The sequence below is a fragment of the Psychroflexus curvus genome, from assembly GCF_020164585.1.
Taxonomy (GTDB): Bacteria; Bacteroidota; Bacteroidia; order Flavobacteriales; family Flavobacteriaceae; genus Psychroflexus; species Psychroflexus curvus.
Genome location: NZ_JAIQZF010000004.1, coordinates 70,971 through 89,076, shown reverse-complemented (window position 1 = coordinate 89,076; position 18,106 = coordinate 70,971). Strand labels below are relative to the sequence as shown.

At 36.9% G+C, this 18,106-nt stretch carries 18 protein-coding genes; 8 read left to right on the top strand and 10 right to left on the bottom strand.

Features of this window, described 5'->3' with window-relative positions; genetic code table 11:
* Position 1: 1 nt before the first annotated feature.
* From LB450_RS06905 to pyrF, 7 genes are all read left to right on the top strand, one after another.
* Positions 2–1,492, top strand: coding sequence for an OmpP1/FadL family transporter (locus tag LB450_RS06905; RefSeq protein WP_224487163.1), 1,491 nt, complete (start codon positions 2–4; stop codon positions 1,490–1,492).
* A 49-nt stretch (positions 1,493–1,541) separates the two neighbouring features.
* The gene (locus LB450_RS06900) at positions 1,542–2,489 is read left to right on the top strand and encodes a calcium/sodium antiporter (protein ID WP_224487161.1); all 948 of its coding nucleotides are present in this window, start codon (positions 1,542–1,544) and stop codon (positions 2,487–2,489) included.
* A 108-nt stretch (positions 2,490–2,597) separates the two neighbouring features.
* Complete coding sequence (locus tag LB450_RS06895; RefSeq protein WP_224487159.1) at positions 2,598–4,784, top strand: glutamine synthetase III family protein; 2,187 nt, start codon at positions 2,598–2,600, stop codon at positions 4,782–4,784.
* Between the two features lie 90 nt (positions 4,785–4,874).
* The gene (locus tag LB450_RS06890) at positions 4,875–6,050 is read left to right on the top strand and encodes an AIR synthase related protein (RefSeq protein WP_224487157.1); all 1,176 of its coding nucleotides are present in this window, start codon (positions 4,875–4,877) and stop codon (positions 6,048–6,050) included.
* Between the two features lie 6 nt (positions 6,051–6,056).
* Positions 6,057–7,115: a DUF3078 domain-containing protein gene (locus LB450_RS06885; protein WP_224487156.1), complete on the top strand. Its 1,059-nt coding sequence runs from the start codon at positions 6,057–6,059 to the stop codon at positions 7,113–7,115.
* Between the two features lie 88 nt (positions 7,116–7,203).
* A complete protein-coding gene (prfA, locus tag LB450_RS06880; protein ID WP_224487154.1) occupies positions 7,204–8,280 on the top strand; it encodes a peptide chain release factor 1 in 1,077 nt (358 codons plus the stop codon).
* A gap of 6 nt (positions 8,281–8,286) precedes the next feature.
* Entirely contained in the window at positions 8,287–9,099 is an 813-nt protein-coding gene (gene pyrF, locus LB450_RS06875; protein WP_224487150.1) for an orotidine-5'-phosphate decarboxylase, read from the top strand.
* Between the two features lie 56 nt (positions 9,100–9,155).
* Here the strand turns inward: pyrF and LB450_RS06870 are convergent, their stop codons facing one another.
* The 6 genes from LB450_RS06870 to LB450_RS06845 form a co-directional block, all read right to left on the bottom strand.
* Positions 9,156–9,410 carry a hypothetical protein gene (locus tag LB450_RS06870; protein WP_224487148.1) on the bottom strand — a complete coding sequence of 85 codons (255 nt, stop codon included), beginning with the start codon at positions 9,408–9,410 and terminating at the stop codon, positions 9,156–9,158.
* A gap of 24 nt (positions 9,411–9,434) precedes the next feature.
* Positions 9,435–10,973 (bottom strand): cryptochrome/photolyase family protein, encoded by a 1,539-nt coding sequence (locus LB450_RS06865; protein WP_224487147.1) that lies wholly within the window; start codon positions 10,971–10,973, stop codon positions 9,435–9,437.
* Positions 10,974–11,016: 43 nt separating this feature from the next.
* Complete coding sequence (locus tag LB450_RS06860) at positions 11,017–12,327, bottom strand: DASH family cryptochrome (protein WP_224487145.1); 1,311 nt, start codon at positions 12,325–12,327, stop codon at positions 11,017–11,019.
* Entirely contained in the window at positions 12,306–12,443 is a 138-nt protein-coding gene (locus LB450_RS13815) for a DUF2256 domain-containing protein (protein ID WP_224487143.1), read from the bottom strand. Before LB450_RS13815 ends, LB450_RS06860 begins: the two co-directional genes overlap by 22 nt.
* Complete coding sequence (locus LB450_RS06850; RefSeq protein ID WP_224487142.1) at positions 12,443–13,081, bottom strand: flavin reductase family protein; 639 nt, start codon at positions 13,079–13,081, stop codon at positions 12,443–12,445. The genes LB450_RS13815 and LB450_RS06850 overlap by 1 nt, the downstream gene beginning before the upstream one ends.
* Before the next feature lie 78 nt (positions 13,082–13,159).
* Positions 13,160–14,260, bottom strand: coding sequence for an alkene reductase (locus tag LB450_RS06845; protein WP_224487133.1), 1,101 nt, complete (start codon positions 14,258–14,260; stop codon positions 13,160–13,162).
* A 121-nt stretch (positions 14,261–14,381) separates the two neighbouring features.
* On the opposite strand from LB450_RS06845, the gene LB450_RS06840 reads away from it, so the two are divergent.
* Positions 14,382–14,732: a tRNA-binding protein gene (locus tag LB450_RS06840; RefSeq protein WP_224487131.1), complete on the top strand. Its 351-nt coding sequence runs from the start codon at positions 14,382–14,384 to the stop codon at positions 14,730–14,732.
* Here the strand turns inward: LB450_RS06840 and aat are convergent.
* From aat to LB450_RS06820, 4 genes are all read right to left on the bottom strand, one after another.
* Positions 14,729–15,376, bottom strand: a complete 648-nt coding sequence (aat, locus tag LB450_RS06835; RefSeq protein ID WP_224487125.1) for a leucyl/phenylalanyl-tRNA--protein transferase — start codon at positions 15,374–15,376, stop codon at positions 14,729–14,731. The two genes, LB450_RS06840 and aat, sit on opposite strands and share 4 nt — an antisense overlap.
* Positions 15,377–15,379: 3 nt before the next feature.
* Positions 15,380–16,759, bottom strand: a complete 1,380-nt coding sequence (locus LB450_RS06830) for a short-chain fatty acid transporter (RefSeq protein WP_224487124.1) — start codon at positions 16,757–16,759, stop codon at positions 15,380–15,382.
* Between the two features lie 89 nt (positions 16,760–16,848).
* Positions 16,849–17,223 (bottom strand): DUF3127 domain-containing protein, encoded by a 375-nt coding sequence (locus LB450_RS06825; RefSeq protein ID WP_224487123.1) that lies wholly within the window; start codon positions 17,221–17,223, stop codon positions 16,849–16,851.
* A gap of 2 nt (positions 17,224–17,225) precedes the next feature.
* Positions 17,226–18,098 (bottom strand): flavin reductase family protein, encoded by an 873-nt coding sequence (locus tag LB450_RS06820; protein ID WP_224487122.1) that lies wholly within the window; start codon positions 18,096–18,098, stop codon positions 17,226–17,228.
* Between the last annotated feature and the right edge of the window lie 8 nt (positions 18,099–18,106).

Here is an 18,106-nt window from a genome sequence, read left to right as displayed (position 1 = left end):
AATGAAAAAGATAATCGCATTATTTTTACTAATGAGTTCAAGTGTTTTTGCTCAGGATATAACAGATGCTTTAAGATTTTCTACCAATAGCATCAATGGTACCGCCAGATATACAGCTATGGGCGGAGCCTTTGGTGCGCTGGGAGGAGATGTTTCAGCCATCCAAATAAATCCGGCAAGTTCAGCAATATTTTTGAACAACAAGTTTTCCAGCTCGCTGGATCTGACCACTATCTCTAATGATTCATTTTATGGAGGTCATCTTAATAATTCATCCAGTTCTGATTTTGATTTAAATCAAATAGGGGCGGTATTTGTTTTTACATCTAATAATGAAAGTGCATTGTTTCAAAAACTTACGCTGGGTTTTTCTTATAACAGAACAAATAATTTCAATGATCAGTATTTCGTCAGTGGAAATAACGACGCGAGTATTTCAGAATATTTTTCAAATTTTGCACAGGGAGTTCCTTTAGATTTACTCACCCCTCGTGCTGGAGAAAGTCCTGCAGATTTGTATAGATTTTTAGGTGAAAATCAGAGTTTCGGAACACAGCAGGCTTTTCTTGGTTATGAAACTTACATTATAGATGCTTTAGACTCTTCAGATTTAAATAATACGGAGTATATAAGCAATGTTTTAGGGTCTGATTTCAGTCAAAGCTACTTAGAAGAAACCAGGGGTAATTCTGGTAAATACACTTTTAATGCCGGTGGAATGATAGGTCAAAAATTACACTTGGGCCTAAACTTGAATTTTCACTTTTTAGATTACAGGCGAACCACTCAATTTGACGAGTTCAATTCTGGCTCTGGAGTGAACACCATATTTTTTGATAATGACTTAGCAACTCGTGGCAGTGGATTTTCTTTTCAACTTGGGGGAATTGCTAAAATTACAGAAGGATGGAGATTGGGTTTCACCTACGATTCTCCTACCTGGATGACCATTTCTGATGAACTTTTACAACGTCTTGAAACTGTAAGGTCTGGAAACAATGTTGCTATTTTGGATTCAAAGGTTTTAAATATTTATCCAGATTATGATTTTAAAAGCCCAGGGCGTTTGTCTCTTAGTACAGCTTATGTTTTTGGAGGCTCAGGATTGATAAGCTTTGATTATAGTTACAGAGATTTTTCTAATATGGAATTCACTTCAGGAGGATTCGAAGGGCAAAATCAAGATATCTCTAGTCTGATGACGAGTGCCTCAACTTTTAATATAGGTGGTGAGTATAGAATTCAAAATACAAGTCTTAGGGCTGGATATTTTATAAAAGAAAGCCCTTATGAAAATGAAAGTTTTCTGGGAGATACCACTGGTTATTCATTTGGGCTAGGCTATAATTTTGGCAATACAGCTTTAGATTTCTCCTATCAGCACATTGAGCAGAACAGGCAGGGGATATTATACTCTACAGGTTTAACTCAGGAATCTGAGATTCAAAGCTTCATAAATAATTATATATTGACCTTGTCATTTAATCTGTAAGATGACTCAGAGATTTCTCTCAAAGTCCTATTTTCGCTAAAAATTTTTAATGGATATATTTTTAGTAATCATAGGGTTTATTCTGCTGGTAGTTGGTGGTGAGTTTTTGGTAAGGTCTTCTGTAGCCCTTTCCTTAAAATTCAATATTTCAAAAATGATCATTGGTCTTACAGTGGTCTCATTTGCAACTTCAGCTCCGGAACTGTTGGTGAGCCTCCAGGCTGCTTTGTCTGATCTTTCTGATATTTCATTAGGTAATGTCATAGGTTCCAATATTGCAAATATTGGTTTGGTACTGGGTTTAACAGCCATTATTTCATCTATGGACATAGATAAAGACTTTCTGAAATTCAACTGGCCGGTGATGATGATTTTATCTGGTTTGCTGTATTTATTTCTTTATACGGGAGGAGAAATTACCCGAATTGAAGGAATAGCTTTACTTATTGTAATCACTATTTTCATTTTGGTTTTAATAAGAAAAGCGATGAAAGGAGAAGTAGAAGTTGCTGATGAAGTTGACGAAAGCTTAACTCAAACTACAGGAATCAAAATTATTTTATGGCTGCTTATAGGTGGGGTTGGACTTTATTTTGGTTCAGAATTTCTTGTTTTAGGAGCTGTAGGTATCGCCGAATCTCTCGAAGTGAGCGAAAGAGTAATATCGGTTACCATGATTGCTATAGGAACGAGTATTCCTGAACTGGCGGCTTCAGTCATTGCTGCCTTAAAGAAAGAAAACGGTATCTCTTTAGGAAATTTAATCGGCTCAAATATTTTTAATATTGCTTCTGTGATAGGTATAACAGCTCTTATTCAGCCTATTTTTCTTCAATCCAAAGAAGTTCTGACCAATGATATGTTATGGATGATAGGATTTTCATTCGTGCTCTTACCTTTGGTTTTCTTGCCAAAGAAAAATACGATCTCCAGATACAAAGGTCTTTTTCTATTTTTAGCCTATGCAGTCTTCTTGTTTTTAACTTTTAGCGAATAAATATGGGGGTGTGAATCTAAATTTATTTATTTTTTAATTTTTAGCCCCTCATTTTTAAATCATATCTCAAAATTATTTACTTTTGATTGAATTTAAAATTTAATCAATATGGCAAGTTTAAGATTTAATGCTTTAAAAGAGACACTTCATCGTACTCCAGTCAAAATAGAAGAAAACGAACGTAGATCCGATCTTTTTGGTAGAAACGTTTTCAATAAAAAGGCCATGCGCCAGTACTTAACCAAAGACTCTTATGATAGTCTGATCAACGTTATTGAGAAAGGTCATAAGATTGATCGTTCACTAGCCGATAATATTTCCACAGGAATGAAAGAGTGGGCTATTTCAAAAGGAGCTACAAACTACACACACTGGTTTCAACCGCTTACCGGATCTACGGCAGAAAAACACGATGCTTTTTTTGAGACTTATGGAGATGGAGAAGCTATGGAGAAATTTAGTGGTTCTCAACTCGTGCAGCAAGAACCCGATGCATCAAGTTTGCCACACGGAGGAATAAGAAACACATTCGAAGCCCGAGGATATACCGCCTGGGATCCTTCATCACCAGCATTTGTGTGGGGGCCAACTTTATGTATTCCAACCATATTTGTATCCTATACAGGAGAGGCATTAGATTATAAAACGCCATTATTACGTTCTGTTTCTGCTCTGGATAAAGCAGCCACTGACGTTGTAAGATATTTTGATAAAAAAGTAAATAAAGTCATAACCACCCTAGGCTGGGAGCAGGAATACTTCTTGGTGGATTCTGCTTTGGCTTCTACACGCCCGGATTTAATGATGTCTGGAAGAACTTTACTTGGACATTCTCCTGCAAAAGGCCAACAACTAGATGATCATTATTTTGGGTCTATACCAAGCCGAGTTTTAAATTACATGAGAGACTTGGAAAGAGAATGTATGCTGCTGGGAATCCCTGTAAAAACAAGGCACAATGAGGTAGCACCAAATCAATTTGAGCTTGCTCCCATTTTTGAAGAAGTAAATCTTGCCGTAGATCATAATTCACTATTGATGGACGTCATGGATAAAGTTGCCGAGCGCCATCATTTTAAAGTGTTGTTTCATGAAAAACCTTTCCAGGGGGTCAATGGTAGTGGAAAGCACAACAACTGGTCTTTAGCTACAGACTCAGGTTCTAACCTATTGAGTCCGGGGAAAACCCCTATGAAAAACATGAGGTTCTTAACCTTCTTTATAAACACCATTAAAGCAGTTTATGAAAATGAAGAATTGATAAGAGCTACAATAGCTTCAGCATCCAATGATCACAGGTTAGGCGCTAATGAAGCACCACCAGCAGTGATGTCTGTGTTTATCGGTTCTCAGCTCACTAAAGTCTTAGATGAATTGGAGAAAGTAACCGATGGAAAATTATCTCCGCAAGAGAAAACGGAATTAAAATTAAATGTCGTTGGTAAAATTCCAGAAATTTTACTGGACAATACAGATAGAAACAGAACGTCGCCTTTTGCCTTTACAGGTAATAAGTTCGAATTGAGAGCTGTGGGTTCTACTGCCAACTGTGCAGATCCAATGACGGTTCTTAATGCGATTGTCGCCAAGCAACTTATCGAATTTAAAAGTGATGTAGATGGTCTTATCTCTGACAAAAAAATGAAAAAGGATGATGCAATCTTTAATGTATTAAGAGAGTACATTAAATCCTCACAGCAAATACGATTTGAAGGCGATGGTTACGGTGAAGCCTGGGAAAAAGAGGCTAAAAGGCGTGGTTTAAGTAATTTCAGAACGACCCCTGAAGCCTTGAAAGCGAAAATTTCTAAAAAAGCTATTGATCTTTTTGGTGATCTGAACATCATGAATGAAAGAGAGGTGAAAGCCAGATATGAAATAGAAATAGAAGATTATTCAAAGCATATTCAGATCGAAGGAAGAGTTTTAGGAGATATCGCAAGAAATCATATTATCCCAACGGCTATCAAGTATCAAAACGTACTTATTAAGAATGTGAAGGGATTAAAAGAAATTTACGGTACGAATTTTAAAAATCAGGCTAAGCAACAGATGAATATCATTGAGGCTATTTCTGAACATATCGAAAAGATAAATGAAGGAGTAGAATTAATGATTGATGAGCGTAAAAAAGCTAACGCTATAGAAGATCCTACCAAAATGGCATTTGCCTATTGTGATAAGGTAAAACCTTACTTTGATGAAATTCGTTACCACTGTGATAAACTGGAATTGCTGGTTGATAATGAAATTTGGCCAATGACTAAATACAGAGAGCTTTTATTCACTAAATAAGTCTAATAATAAATTATCTTATAAACCCAGTTTTGGATTATACCCAAGACTGGGTTTATTTTTTATAAATTTACACAAATTTTTTTCAAGATGAGTAATCAAGACAGATACGCAAAAAGAGGAGTTTCTTCACAGAAGGAAGATGTCCATAAAGCCATAAAAAATATTGATAAAGGACTCTTTTCCAAAGCGTTTTGTAAAATAATTCCTGATTATCTCACCGGAAGCGAAGAGCATTGTGTAGTGATGCATGCAGATGGGGCCGGCACCAAGTCTTCTTTAGCTTATTTATATTGGAAAGAAACAGGTGATTTATCCGTATGGAAAGGTATTGCTCAGGATGCCCTTATAATGAATATTGATGATTTATTATGCGTAGGAGCAACAGATCATATCTTGATATCTTCAACGATAGGAAGAAATAAAAATTTAATCCCCGGCGAAGTTATTGCAGAAATTATCAACGGAACAGAGAGTTTAGTAAACGACTTGAAAAAACACGATGTCAATATCTATACAACAGGTGGAGAAACAGCTGATGTAGGAGATTTAGTTAGAACTATTATTGTTGATTCTACTGTGACTGCAAGGTTAAAAAGAAGCGAAGTTATAGATAATGCTAATATAAAAGAAGGCAACGTCATTGTAGGATTATCTTCTTTTGGTAAAGCAACTTATGAGAAAGATTATAACGGTGGAATGGGAAGTAATGGCCTTACCTCTGCAAGACATGATGTGTTGAATCATGATTTAGCTAAAAAATATCCAGAATCTTTCGACCCATCGGTTCCTGAAAATTTGGTTTACTCAGGCTCCAAATCTCTTACGGATATCATATCCGAAGATTTACCGGATGTTGGAAAACTTATATTGTCGCCAACTCGAACTTATGCACCTATAGTAAAAAAAGTGTTTGAAAAACTAGGGAGACAATCTATCGATGGAATGGTTCATTGTAGTGGAGGTGCACAAACCAAAATTCTTCATTTTGTAGAGGATTTGAAAATTATAAAAGATAATCTGTTTGATGTTCCTCCTTTATTCAAACTGATACAAAATGAAAGTCAGACCGATTGGAGAGAAATGTATCAGGTCTTTAATATGGGACACAGATTGGAATTTTATGTAGATGAATCTGTTGCTCAAGACATCATAGACATTTCTAAAAGCTTCAATGTCGATGCTCAAATCGTAGGTCGAGTAGAAGCCTCAGAAAAGAAATCCTTGAGCATTATTTCAGATTTTGGCCATTTTGAGTATCAATAAACTTTAATGAAAAAACTTTTAATCAGCATATTGTTTTTTGGATTCTTCCTTCATGGATATTCTCAATCTTTTGGTGAAATACAGGAAGTTGAAGCCATAGGAGATAATTTATATCCTATTGGTCCCATACCATTTATAAGAACAAGTTTTGATATTGTCGATTTCTACCAATTTGAATTCAATGAACTCGTTCCTACAACGGGACGAACAAGTTTCTGGGAATCGGTGAATAAATTTACGCTCGACCTGAGCGAAGTAGCCTTTGTCAATTGGAATGCAGGGGGAGCTAATTCTATATCTGGTCTATATGGAATGAATATAGCACGGACTTATAGAAATGTAGGTTTTAGATGGGATAACCAATTTCGTTTTAGATATGGAATTAATCAGCAGGAAGGTCAGGAATTAAGAAAAACAGATGACGATTTAGAATTCAGTTCATCATTTGGGTATGAAGTATCAAAAAATTCAAGATGGTTTTACACTGGAAAATTCAGATTTAAAACTCAAGTCGCTAGAGGATTTAATTATCCGGATACAGAAGCGTCGATATCAGAATTTATGGCTCCTGGCTATGTTTTTCTTGGGGTCGGTGCAAAGTATGTTGAATTTAATGAAAAATTCGAACTCTATTTGTCACCACTAACTCAAAAATCAACTTTTGTGTTAAATCAACGACTGGCCAATCAGGGTGCTTTTGGTGTTCGTGGTGCAGTACGAGATAGCCAAGGAAACATGATCAAGGAAGGGAAAACTTCCAGAAATGAATTGGGAATTTTAATCACTAATGAGTTGGAGCAAAAGATTTTTGATAGCACTTCACTTATAAGCCGATTGAGTCTTTATACAGATTACATCAATAATTTTGGGAACGTAGATGTGGATTGGGAGTTAATTTTTGAATTTGATATCAATCATTTTATGAGAGCCAGTCTTGGTGCGCACATAAGGTATGATGACGATATAAAAATCAGAAAGGAAGCGTCTGACGGAACACCTGAAGATGGTGGAACTGCAATACAGCTAAAGCAACAATTGGGGATTGGGGTAGTTTTAGACTTATAAACGTGTCTTAACTTCACAAAGTAATAAGCTTGCTTTCCACTAAATAGTTCACTTAAATTCACTTAAATTTGTACCAGATTAAAATAATATGCTAGATAAATTAAACTTTATAAAACAACGATTCGACGAGGTTAGTGATTTGATCATTCAACCAGATATAATGTCGGATCAAAAACGCTATGTAGAACTTTCTAAAGAATATAAAGAGCTTAAAGCCATCATGGATGAGCGTGAGATTTATGTTGAATTGAAGGACAATCTTGAAGAAGCTGAAGAAATTATTTCCAAGGAATCAGATCCTGAAATGGTAGAAATGGCAAAGCTTCAATACGATGAAGCTAAAGATGAACTTCCAAAGCTTGAGGAAAAAATAAGGATGATGTTGATTCCTAAGGATCCTGAAGATGCTAAGAATGCAGTTGTAGAAGTAAGAGCAGGAGCAGGGGGAGACGAGGCAAGTATATTTGCAGGTGATATCTTTAGAATGTTGTCCAAATACTGTGAAGGTAAGGGCTGGAAAGTAGATGTTGTAGATTATAGCGAAGGAACCAATGGGGGCTATAAAGAGATTCAGTTTGAAGTTTCTGGAGAAGACGTGTATGGGACTTTAAAATATGAAGCAGGAGTTCACCGTGTGCAACGTGTTCCGCAAACTGAAACTCAGGGCCGAGTACATACCAGTGCTGCTACGGTTATGGTATTTCCAGAAGCTGAAGAATTTGATATTGAGGTCAATCCCAAAGATGTTCGTATCGATTATTTCTGTTCGTCCGGTCCTGGAGGCCAGTCGGTAAATACGACCTATTCTGCAGTAAGACTTACCCACGAACCTACGGGAATTGTAGCTCAGTGTCAGGATCAAAAGTCTCAGCATAAAAATAAGGAAAAAGCTTTTAGAGTGTTGCGTTCCAGACTCTACGAAATGGAGCTTGCCAAAAAGCAGGCGGAAGATGCAGAAAAGAGAGGCGTTATGGTCACCAGTGGAGATAGGAGTGCTAAAATTCGGACTTATAATTATGCCCAAAGCCGGGTGACCGACCATAGAATTAATCTTACACTTTACGATTTAGATAACATCATCGGTGGTGATATCGAGAAAATTATTAATGAGTTGAAACTTGTTGATAATACCGAAAAGCTTAAGAATATTTCTGACGATTTATAGAACCTAATGAACATTCAAAAGCTCATCCAACAGATTGAAAAGAAAAAATCCATGCTTTGTGTTGGACTGGATGTGGATTTGGATAAAATTCCAAAACATCTTCTTAAACTTGAAGACCCCATTTTTGAATTCAATAAGGCGATTATTGATGCTACACAAGTCTATTGTATTGCTTATAAGCCCAATATAGCTTTTTACGAAGCCTATGGTGTAAAAGGATGGAAAGCTTTAAAGCGCACTATAGATTACATCAACGAAAACTACCCGGAGCAGTTTACCATTGCAGACGCTAAACGCGGCGATATAGGGAATACCTCTACGATGTATGCTAAAGCTTTTTTTAACGACTTAAACTTTGACTCTGTTACTGTTGCGCCCTACATGGGTAAAGATTCTGTTGAGCCCTTCTTAGAATTTGAAGATAAGTATACCATACTTCTTGGGTTGACTTCAAACTCAGGTGCTGAAGATTTTCAATTTCTAAAATCTGATTCTGATTTTTTATTTGAAAAAGTACTCAAAACTTCACAGAATTGGAAAAACAGTCAGCAGCTCATGTACGTCATTGGTGCGACCAAGGCAGATTACCTTAAAACCGTAAGAGCGCTATTGCCGAACAGTTTTTTGCTTATCCCTGGTGTGGGTGCTCAAGGAGGCTCCTTGGAAGAGGTATGTAAATTTGGTCTGAACGCCGATTATGGATTACTCATCAATTCGTCAAGAGGTATTATTTATGCTTCTTCCCAGAAAGATTTTGCAGAAAAGGCAGGGTTAAAGGCTTTTGAATTGCAAAGTGAAATGTCAAAATACATCAAATAAAAAAGCTTATACATGAATGTATAAGCTTTTTGTAAAAAGTGAGATATAGTAGTAGACTACATTTCTTCTTTAGTCTCTTCCATTGCATCTTCAGTTTCTTCAGCAACATCTTCCATAGCATCACCGGTATCATCTGCAGCATCCTCCATTGCATCACCAGTTTCTTCCATTTTTTCTTCAACAGCTTCACCAGCTTTTTCGGCTTCGCTTTTTTCTTCTCTACAGCTTACTACTCCTAATCCAAGTAAAGCAGCCATAGTGATTGATAAAATTGATTTTTTCATTTTGTTTTGATTTTGTTTAAGTCTCAAAAGTATATAAATTTCTGAATTATTTTAAAATTTACTTGGATTTTTTATAATTTCTTTTGAGCGATTGATATGATTATCTAAGGTGTCTTTGTTCATTTTTTTGAGAAGACTCATCATCATATTCATACGTTGATTGTTTTTGAAATGCTCCTGTTTTTCATATAAAAAATTCCAGTATAAATTATTGAATGGACAGGCATCCTCACCCTCTTTTTTGCTGACAGAATACTTACAAGATTTGCAATAGTTCCCCATCTTATTGATGTAACTACCACTGGAGACGTAAGGTTTGGTTGCTACGATGCCCCCATCTGCAAACTGACTCATGCCTCTGGTGTTGGTGAGTTCTACCCATTCTATGGCATCTATATAGACACCAAGATACCAGGCATCCACTTCGTCGGGATCTGTCATTGTCAGCAATGCAAAATTTCCCAAAATCATGAGTCGTTGAATATGATGCGCATAAGCATCGTCCAGGCTTTGATTGACGGCATGCTTTAAGCAATTCATATCGGTTTCTCCCGTCCAGTAGAAATCGGGGAGTTTATTGGTGTTTTCAAGTTCGTTTTTAGACTTATAACCAGGCATTTCTTTCCAGTAAATCCCTCTCATAAATTCTCTCCAGCCTAGGATTTGTCTTACGAAGCCTTCTATTTGAGAAATATCGATGTCCTCTTTATGTTCATAATAATAGTCTAACGTAGTTTCGATGACCTCTTTAGGTGACAGCATTTTGCTATTCATCGCAAAAGAAAGCCTGGAGTGGAATAAGAATTTCTGATCGGTATGCAAGGCATCTTCGTAATCTCCAAAATGAATCAGAAGATTTTTACAGAAATAATCCAAGACCTCAAGGCATTCCTCTCTGGAAGTCGGCCATGGGAAATTGTCTTTATCTATTCTCCCCATAGTCTTTACATCCATTGTTTTCAATTGCTCTAAAACCTGTTCTATGTTTTTATCAAATGTTTTAGCTTCTGGAATCCCAGGTTTCCCCGTCCATTTTTTTCGATTGCTTTTATCATAATTCCAATTTCCACCTTCTGGTTTTTTGTCATCGAGCATCATGATGCCATGTTTTTTTCTCATATCTCTGTAAAAATATTCCATGGTCATTTCTTTCTTTCCCTCAAAAAACTTTTCGATGTCTTCTCTTTTGGTATAAAAATGTTCGCTGTCGTAAGCCTTACTAGAAATGTCTAACTGATTACAAAAAGTTTTTAGTTTAATGTCCAGACGGTATTCATCTGGATATAGGTATTCAAAATGTTCTATTTGTTCCTGCTGAATGATCTTGTTGAGGTTAGAGGGCAGGTCTTGTTCGTTGTTTTTATCGTCAATTTGATAATAAATCACCTGATGTCCTTCCTTTTGAAGTTCTTCTGCAAAATTTCTCATGGATAGAAAAAAGGCAACTACTTTTTGAATATGGTGTTTGACATAACTGGTTTCCTGTTGAGTTTCTGCCATGACATAAATGACATCCTCATTTTTTTCCTGAAACCAGGAATGCTTGTGGTTAAGCTGATCGCCGAGTATGAATCGTAATGTTTTTTTCATGACCTTAATTTTTAAATAACTGGTGAACTAAATTTTCTAACCTCTAAAATAAGCTTTCCTGCAACCAGGTGCGTTGATATTTACCATTAGTATCGTAACGCTCTGCCTGGCTTTTGATGTTGAATTTTCGATCTCTAGGGTCATTGCCAACGCCAGAGTTGTACATCCAGTTGCCCCAGTTGCTGTGGACGTCATAGTCAACAAGCATAGCTTCAAAATAGGCTGCACCTATCCTCCAGTCTTGTTTCCACTCCTTGGCCCAGTAGCTGTTGACGTTCTGCCTGCCGCGATTGCTCATGAAACCTGTTTCTCGAATTTCGATCATATTCGCATTGACAAATGACTCTGGCGTGTTGCCATTGATCCACTGGTTGAAGGCTTTATCGTTGTTTCCCCAATCGTACTCTTTGTTCAAAACACCACCCAGTTGAAAGATTTTATTGCCGTGTTTGAGTGAAATGTATTTGAAATAATCCCTCCAAATCAGCTCAAATATCAACCAGTAGGTATCCTGGTTTTTCTTGATTTCTTTTTCAAATTTCTTGACTTCATGATAAATGGACACTGCAGAGATGCTTCCATTGGCAAGCCATGGCGAAAACTTAGAACTGTAGTCTGTCCCCAGCAATCCATTCCTGGTTTTCTTGTAATACTGCAATTTTTTAGTGTCCCAGAAATAGTGTTGCAGGCGCTTCCAGGCTTCATCTTCTCCGCCGTGAAAAGGGAATGCAGAACGCTCATCTCTCTCAAATTCCTCCAAACCTAAATCGGTTAGACATGGAATTTTAGTGTCAATATTCTGTAAGTTTTCATCAGAAAGCACTTCTGGAACTGGGATCTCTTCTCTTACCTGACTTTGTTTTTCACACTTTTTCCTGAAGTTGGTGTATACTTCTGGAACCTGGCTAAAGTCATCATAAGGCACATCATCTGGATGAAATAAAAACTGGTTGTAATGGTTTACAAAGCGAGTATCTTTTAACACTGACTTGACTGCATCCTCTGCCTGCTTTTCTTCATCGGTCCATTCAGTCTGATAAAATACGTTTTTGATGTTGTATTCTTCAGATAGTTTCAGGAATATACTCGCTGGTTCATCCTGCTTTACATAAAGGCTTATGTTTAATTCTTTAAGCTTATTTGAAAGCTGAGTGACTGATTCTATCAAAAATTTAGCTCTGTATTTTTCAGTTTTTTTAAAACCATATGTTGTGGTTTCGTAGTGTTTTGGATCAAAGCAATAGACACCAAGGACAGGTTCTGATTGCTGGCAGGCTTCGTGTAATGAGTTTTGATCTCTTGTACGCAGGTCATTTCTAAACCATACGATGTTTATGTCTTGTTTCTTCTGCATTTTTCGCTACAATATTTGACGTTATCCCAATTTTTTTCCCATTTTTTTCTCCAGGCAAATGGTAAACCACAGGTGACGCATATTTTTTCTGGTAAATGAACTTTCTTATGTGCCATTATCCTTTAAGAGGTTTCGGTTCCTGATTTGGTCTTGCGTAGGTATACCTCTCGATGAGTTCCGTTTTGACATAGCCGTCAAGTCCTATAATTCCTGCTGAATTGGCTTTCGTTAGATCTAAAAATCCATCTTTATCCAGTATTCCATCTTCAACCAATATATGTTGAATCTCACCGATAATCAACCGACAGCCATTTTCCTCAATAAAATACGAGTTGATGTACTTGCAACCTATTTTGATTCTAGATTCTTTTACAAATGGAGCTTCAAAATCTTTAATGAATTCTTCTGTCAATCCCACCTCTTTAAATTCTGAATCATCCTCATCATACTTTGCTGAAGTTTGATGAGCTTTATCCACAAAGCTTTCGTGAATATGATTCACTGTAAAGTGCTTATTTTCTTTGAAGTTGTCATAAGTGTGTCTTTCTACTGTCGTCGGCCTGAGCATAAAACTCAACATTGGTGGATTGCTTCCTAAGTGAATTACAGAATTAAATACCCCCAGATTAGTAACTCCAGATTTGGAAATGCTTCCTATAAGATTGCCGGACTTCAAACCACCACATGAATTAACGAGGTGCATGCGTTCCAGACTCGGTAAATTGATGATGTCTTGTTTGGAAAAATGTGTCATAAAAAAAGGCCAATTTTAAATCGACCTAAAATTAAATATTGTTTAATGTTTTACTGTTAAAAAATAAACAAAATTAAATTATTTTTGTTCTTCCAGTTTTGGATAGTCTGTGTAGCCTTTTTTGCCTGTATCATAGAATGTATCTTGATCCCAATCTTGCAATTCAGCATTTTTTTCAAATCGAACAGGTAGATCTGGATTGGAGATAAACAACTTTCCGAAAGCAACCATATCTGCATTACCATCCTCAATCACTTTATTTCCGCTTTCCTGATCAAAACCTGCATTAATCATCAAATTACCTTTGTACCTAGGTCTAAAATGTTCAGCAATATTCGATACGAGATAATCTTTACCGCTTACGTCGTTAAATGGTTCCGATAAGTGTAAGTAAGCCAAGTCATACTCATTAAGTTTTTTTACGATATACTCAAAGGTAGGGATAGTTTCTTCGTCGGCTTCCATACCGAAAATACCGTCCAGTGAAGGATTTAACCTTACACCAATTCTGTTTTCTGGAAAAAACACTCTAACGGCATTCAAAATTTCAAAAAGAATTCTTGTTCTGCCTTCTTTTGAGCCTCCATATTCGTCTGTACGATGATTGGAGGATTTATTGAAAAATTGATGCAATAAATAACCGTTGGAGGAGTGAATTTCTATCCCGTCAAAACCAGCATCGACTGCATTTTTAGCAGCTCTTTTGAAATCTTGTACAGTTTGTTTCACTTCTTCAGTAGTCATCGCTTTTGGCTCAACGGTATCCTGGAAACCATCTTCAGTAAAACATTGAGCATTAGCATTTAGAGCACTAGGCGCTAGAGGTTTTTCTCCATCATGGAAATCTGGATGTGAGATTCTTCCTACATGCCACAACTGAACGAAAATCTTTCCGCCTTCCTCATGAACAGCATCGGTTACTTTTTTCCAGCCTTCAACCTGCTCGGGTTTGTGGATTCCGGCTGTGTTTATATATCCTCTTGCTTCATAAGATACCTGCGAACCTTCACTTATGATTAAACCAGCACTTGCCCGCTGCTTATAATATGTCGCATGAAGGTCTGTAGGTGCATTATGTTTATTATCTGCCCTATTTCTGGTCATAGGTGCCATAATAACTCTGTTTTTCAATTCCATATCGCCTATTTGAATAGGCTTTAATAAGGCTTGTTTGCTCATAATTGAACTTTTTTTTGTAAACTTAATATTTATTAATTCTTTGTTCGTTAAGGCAATTATAAAACAAAGTAATTTTTTCTGATTTCGATATAGATAAAACTTATACTTAAGCCATCAATTTATGATAAAGACATCTGAACATGATTTGACCTGGTCTGAATTCCAAAAAGTGGACATGAGGGTGGGAACCATTTTAAAGGCTGAACTATTTAAAGAGGCCAGAAACCCTGCTTTTAAGCTTGAAATTGACTTCGGTGAACTCGGCATCAAACGCTCTTCTGCTCAGATTACAGAGCTTTATTCGGCAGATGAACTTACAGGTAAACAAGTGATTGCAGTGCTCAATTTTCCGCCAAAACAAATTGCCACGATGATGAGTGAATGTTTGGTTATTGCCGCAGTAGATGGTGAAGTAGGGACTTCACTTTTATCACCAGATCATAAGGTTAAAAACGGAACTCGTATTTCCTAAACTTTAGAATGTAGAATAGTTAAAAAATTATGCCTGCTGATTTCCTCAGCGCCAAGACTCTCGAGATGCTTGGTATAGACTTGACAATCGATGAGACTGATGCCGTTTTTCTCCATGTTTTTAACCAGAGTGATGAACCCATATTTTGAGGCATTATCGACTTCTGTAAACATACTTTCACCACAAAATACTTTTTTTTCTTTTAGTAAAATTCCATAAAGCCCGCCAACAATTTCGCCGTTTTTCCAAACTTCAATAGATTTTGCCAGTCCTGCTTCATGTAATTTGATGTAACTTTCAATCATGTCTTCGGTAATCCATGTTCCGTCTTGCCGCTCTCTGTTGATGTTGGCGCACTTACGAATCACAAATTCAAAATCTTCATTATAGGTCACTTTAAACGCTTTTTCTTTAAAAAGCTTTTTCATGGATTTTGATATTTTCAGGTTTTCTGGAAATAACACCATTCTGGGATCCGGACTCCACCAAAGTATAGGTTGTCCTTCCTCATACCAGGGGAATATGCCGTTTTCGTAGGCGACTTTTATGCGCTCCATACTCAAGTCACCACCAAAAGCCAATAAGCCTTTATCATCTGCAAATTTGGGGTGTGGAAATATAATGTCTTTAGTTAGTTTATACATAGGTCAAAAAATAAGTAATCCAGCTATAAAAATTAAGCTGCCAATGATAAATAATAAAAAAGTGAATGGGAAAATATCACTTGCCTTTAACTTGGTTATGGCAAGAAGTGGTAAAGCCCAGAAGGGTTGAAGCATATTGGTAATCTGATCTCCATAGCTTAATGCCATGATAATTTTAGGCAAAGAAACACCTAATTTGGAGGCAGATTCCAGAGCGATTGGACCTTGTATAGCCCATTGACCGCCTCCGCTGGGAACAAAAATATTCACGATCCCAGAACTTATAAATGTGAAAAGAGGTAAGGTTGTTTCATTTGAAATGCTGATGAAAAACTGCGCAAAACTTACTGCCAGTCCGCTTTCTTTCATCACGCCAATGATTCCAAAATACAGCGGAAATTGAATCAGAATCCCTGAAGCTCCTTTGATGGCTTCTCCCAGTGATATCAAATAATGAGATATAGATTTATGAAATAGTATTCCCAGACCCAGCATCAAAAAGTTAAGCATGTCAGGAGTAATATTTAGTTGAAAGAGATTTTTATAATAAACCACAAAAAAGCAAACCGTCATCAATCCGCCAAAAATTACGGTCAGTAGTCTGTTTTTTTCAAGAGCATGTCCGTGTTTCTTTTCTGATCTGCCTGACTGTGTCACGCAGGCAGGTTTTGATGCTACATCAGTTAAAAGATTTGAGACATCAAACTTTGAGGTTGTTCTGCGCTTGATGCGTCTAAAAATTAACGGAACCACTAAAAGAATGACGCCAAATATGATAAGATTACCAGAACTGAAAATAGTTTCAGAAGTAGAAATTTCTGAAGGAAATCCTGAAGGAAAATCGGTATACAGGGAATGTAAATGGCCATTTTCGGCAGCTTTTAAGGGAGCTGATCCAGAGATGCCCCCATGCCAGATCATCATACCAGAATAGCCTAAAGCACCTATGAGAGGATAGTTGATGTTCAGGTTTTCTTTAGCCGATTTTTCACCAATTTTCCTGGCCAGTATGGCTCCAAAGATCAGCCCCAGGCCCCAGTTGAAGAATCCCATCAGCATAGTAAACACACTCACTAAGACAATAGTGCTTTTGGTATCTGTAGCACCTTTGGTAATGAATTCTAAGAATGTATTGACAGGAGAACTAAGTACCAGCACATGGCCAAGTACCAAAATAAGCATCATTTGATAGCCGAAAACCAGCAACTCCTGATTCCATAATCCAGATTGCCAGGCTTGCAAGGTGGAGACAACTTGATTAGTTTCACTGGAAAATTCGCCAAATACAATAGCCAAGCTTAGAGTGACAAGAGTAAGTAGAATACTAAGCGTAAAAGGAGAGGGGAGGAATTTCGCAAAAAAGTGTTCTAGTTTGGCAATCAACTTTTCAAGTTTTTAAAATAAGAGTTGTAAAAATAAAAAAAGCCCTAGATATATGTCTAGAGCTTGGCTTGTTTATGCGTTAATGCAGATTAAAATGGTAAATCATCTTCATCGTCATCGTTTAAATCCTGTACCGGTTCAAATTGATCAGATGGTGGAACGGGAGGTGCACCTGCAGAGCTATTTTGATCTACGCTTTCGATTCTCCAGCCATTCAAAGAGTTGAAATATTTAGTTTCGCCTTGCGGGCTTACCCATTCACGACCTCTCAAATTGATCCCTACTTTTACATTCTGACCTACATTGAAATTGTCCAGCAAATTGGTTTTGTCTTGAACAAATTCAATTAAAATGTGCTGTGGGTATTGTTCTTCGGTAGTCACAACCATTTCTCGTTTTCTAAAACCATTGCTACCAAATTCCTTGGTTTCTCCTACGACTTTAATTTTTCCTTGTACTTCCATAATTATTGTTTTGCGAGTAAAATATGTAAAGCTTTTTCAAGCTCGTTTTTTTCTATGTATTCCTGAGCGATGATATGAATTTGTTCATCAGAATTTTCTTCTATAAAATTTACTAAATTATATTCAGAAATGAAATTTTGAACTGACGAATTTTTTGGTAATTCTTCTAAATTTCCAAGTTTTCCAAGGTCGTTCCCCGTTAAAATTGAACTCAGCCGAATTGATTTTGGTAATTGATCCACGCCGATTCCTTGTCTCTGTAAGGGTTTTTCGACTTCAAACATACCCTGGTTGGCTCTGGAATACCAGTTACCACCCATTCTTGAAACCAAATCAATTTTATGTTGATCGATGTGCAAACCATCATCTAGCAAATCTTCTCTGATGTGAAGTTTTACCACTTCAGCAATAACCAGATTTCCAGCCCCTCCGTCTTGGCCTAAAGCGATGGTGTCGTTAACTCGGCATTCATATTGAACGGGAGATTCCTTTACTCTTGGGGGTTTCACTAAGTCAGACTCCAGCATAGTTAAACCCGATTTTTCAAATTCATTGATGCCCTGGTCATATTCAGTGCTAGACAATGAGACTTGCTGCACCATGTCCCAATTCACCACATTTATTACTACTTCTTTTGTTTCTAAGGCGTTTTCTAAAGTGTGCTTTATAGAATTATCTCTTACCCGTCTTACAGGCGAAAATATCAAAATAGGAGGATTGGCACTAAACACATTGAAAAAACTATATGGTGATAAATTTGGGTTTCCATTTTTATCCATTGTGCTTACGAAAGCAATTGGACGTGGTCCAATTGAACCTGAAAGCAAGCCATATAGGTTTTTAGTTTCCAATTCTGAAGGCAAAAAGCTTTTCATATTTGAAT

Excerpts from the sequence above, each read along its gene's own strand:
- LB450_RS06905 (WP_224487163.1), top strand. The coding sequence starts at position 2 with ATGAAAAAGATAATCGCATTATTTTTACTAATGAGTTCAAGTGTTTTT.
- LB450_RS06900 (WP_224487161.1), top strand. The coding sequence starts at position 1,542 with ATGGATATATTTTTAGTAATCATAGGGTTTATTCTGCTGGTAGTTGGT.
- LB450_RS06895 (WP_224487159.1), top strand. The coding sequence starts at position 2,598 with ATGGCAAGTTTAAGATTTAATGCTTTAAAAGAGACACTTCATCGTACT.
- LB450_RS06890 (WP_224487157.1), top strand. The coding sequence starts at position 4,875 with ATGAGTAATCAAGACAGATACGCAAAAAGAGGAGTTTCTTCACAGAAG.
- LB450_RS06885 (WP_224487156.1), top strand. The coding sequence starts at position 6,057 with ATGAAAAAACTTTTAATCAGCATATTGTTTTTTGGATTCTTCCTTCAT.
- prfA (WP_224487154.1), top strand. The coding sequence starts at position 7,204 with ATGCTAGATAAATTAAACTTTATAAAACAACGATTCGACGAGGTTAGT.
- pyrF (WP_224487150.1), top strand. The coding sequence starts at position 8,287 with ATGAACATTCAAAAGCTCATCCAACAGATTGAAAAGAAAAAATCCATG.
- LB450_RS06865 (WP_224487147.1), bottom strand. The coding sequence starts at position 10,973 with ATGAAAAAAACATTACGATTCATACTCGGCGATCAGCTTAACCACAAG.
- LB450_RS06860 (WP_224487145.1), bottom strand. The coding sequence starts at position 12,327 with ATGCAGAAGAAACAAGACATAAACATCGTATGGTTTAGAAATGACCTG.
- LB450_RS13815 (WP_224487143.1), bottom strand. The coding sequence starts at position 12,443 with ATGGCACATAAGAAAGTTCATTTACCAGAAAAAATATGCGTCACCTGT.
- LB450_RS06850 (WP_224487142.1), bottom strand. The coding sequence starts at position 13,081 with ATGACACATTTTTCCAAACAAGACATCATCAATTTACCGAGTCTGGAA.
- LB450_RS06845 (WP_224487133.1), bottom strand. The coding sequence starts at position 14,260 with ATGAGCAAACAAGCCTTATTAAAGCCTATTCAAATAGGCGATATGGAA.
- LB450_RS06840 (WP_224487131.1), top strand. The coding sequence starts at position 14,382 with ATGATAAAGACATCTGAACATGATTTGACCTGGTCTGAATTCCAAAAA.
- aat (WP_224487125.1), bottom strand. The coding sequence starts at position 15,376 with ATGTATAAACTAACTAAAGACATTATATTTCCACACCCCAAATTTGCA.
- LB450_RS06825 (WP_224487123.1), bottom strand. The coding sequence starts at position 17,223 with ATGGAAGTACAAGGAAAAATTAAAGTCGTAGGAGAAACCAAGGAATTT.
- LB450_RS06820 (WP_224487122.1), bottom strand. The coding sequence starts at position 18,098 with ATGAAAAGCTTTTTGCCTTCAGAATTGGAAACTAAAAACCTATATGGC.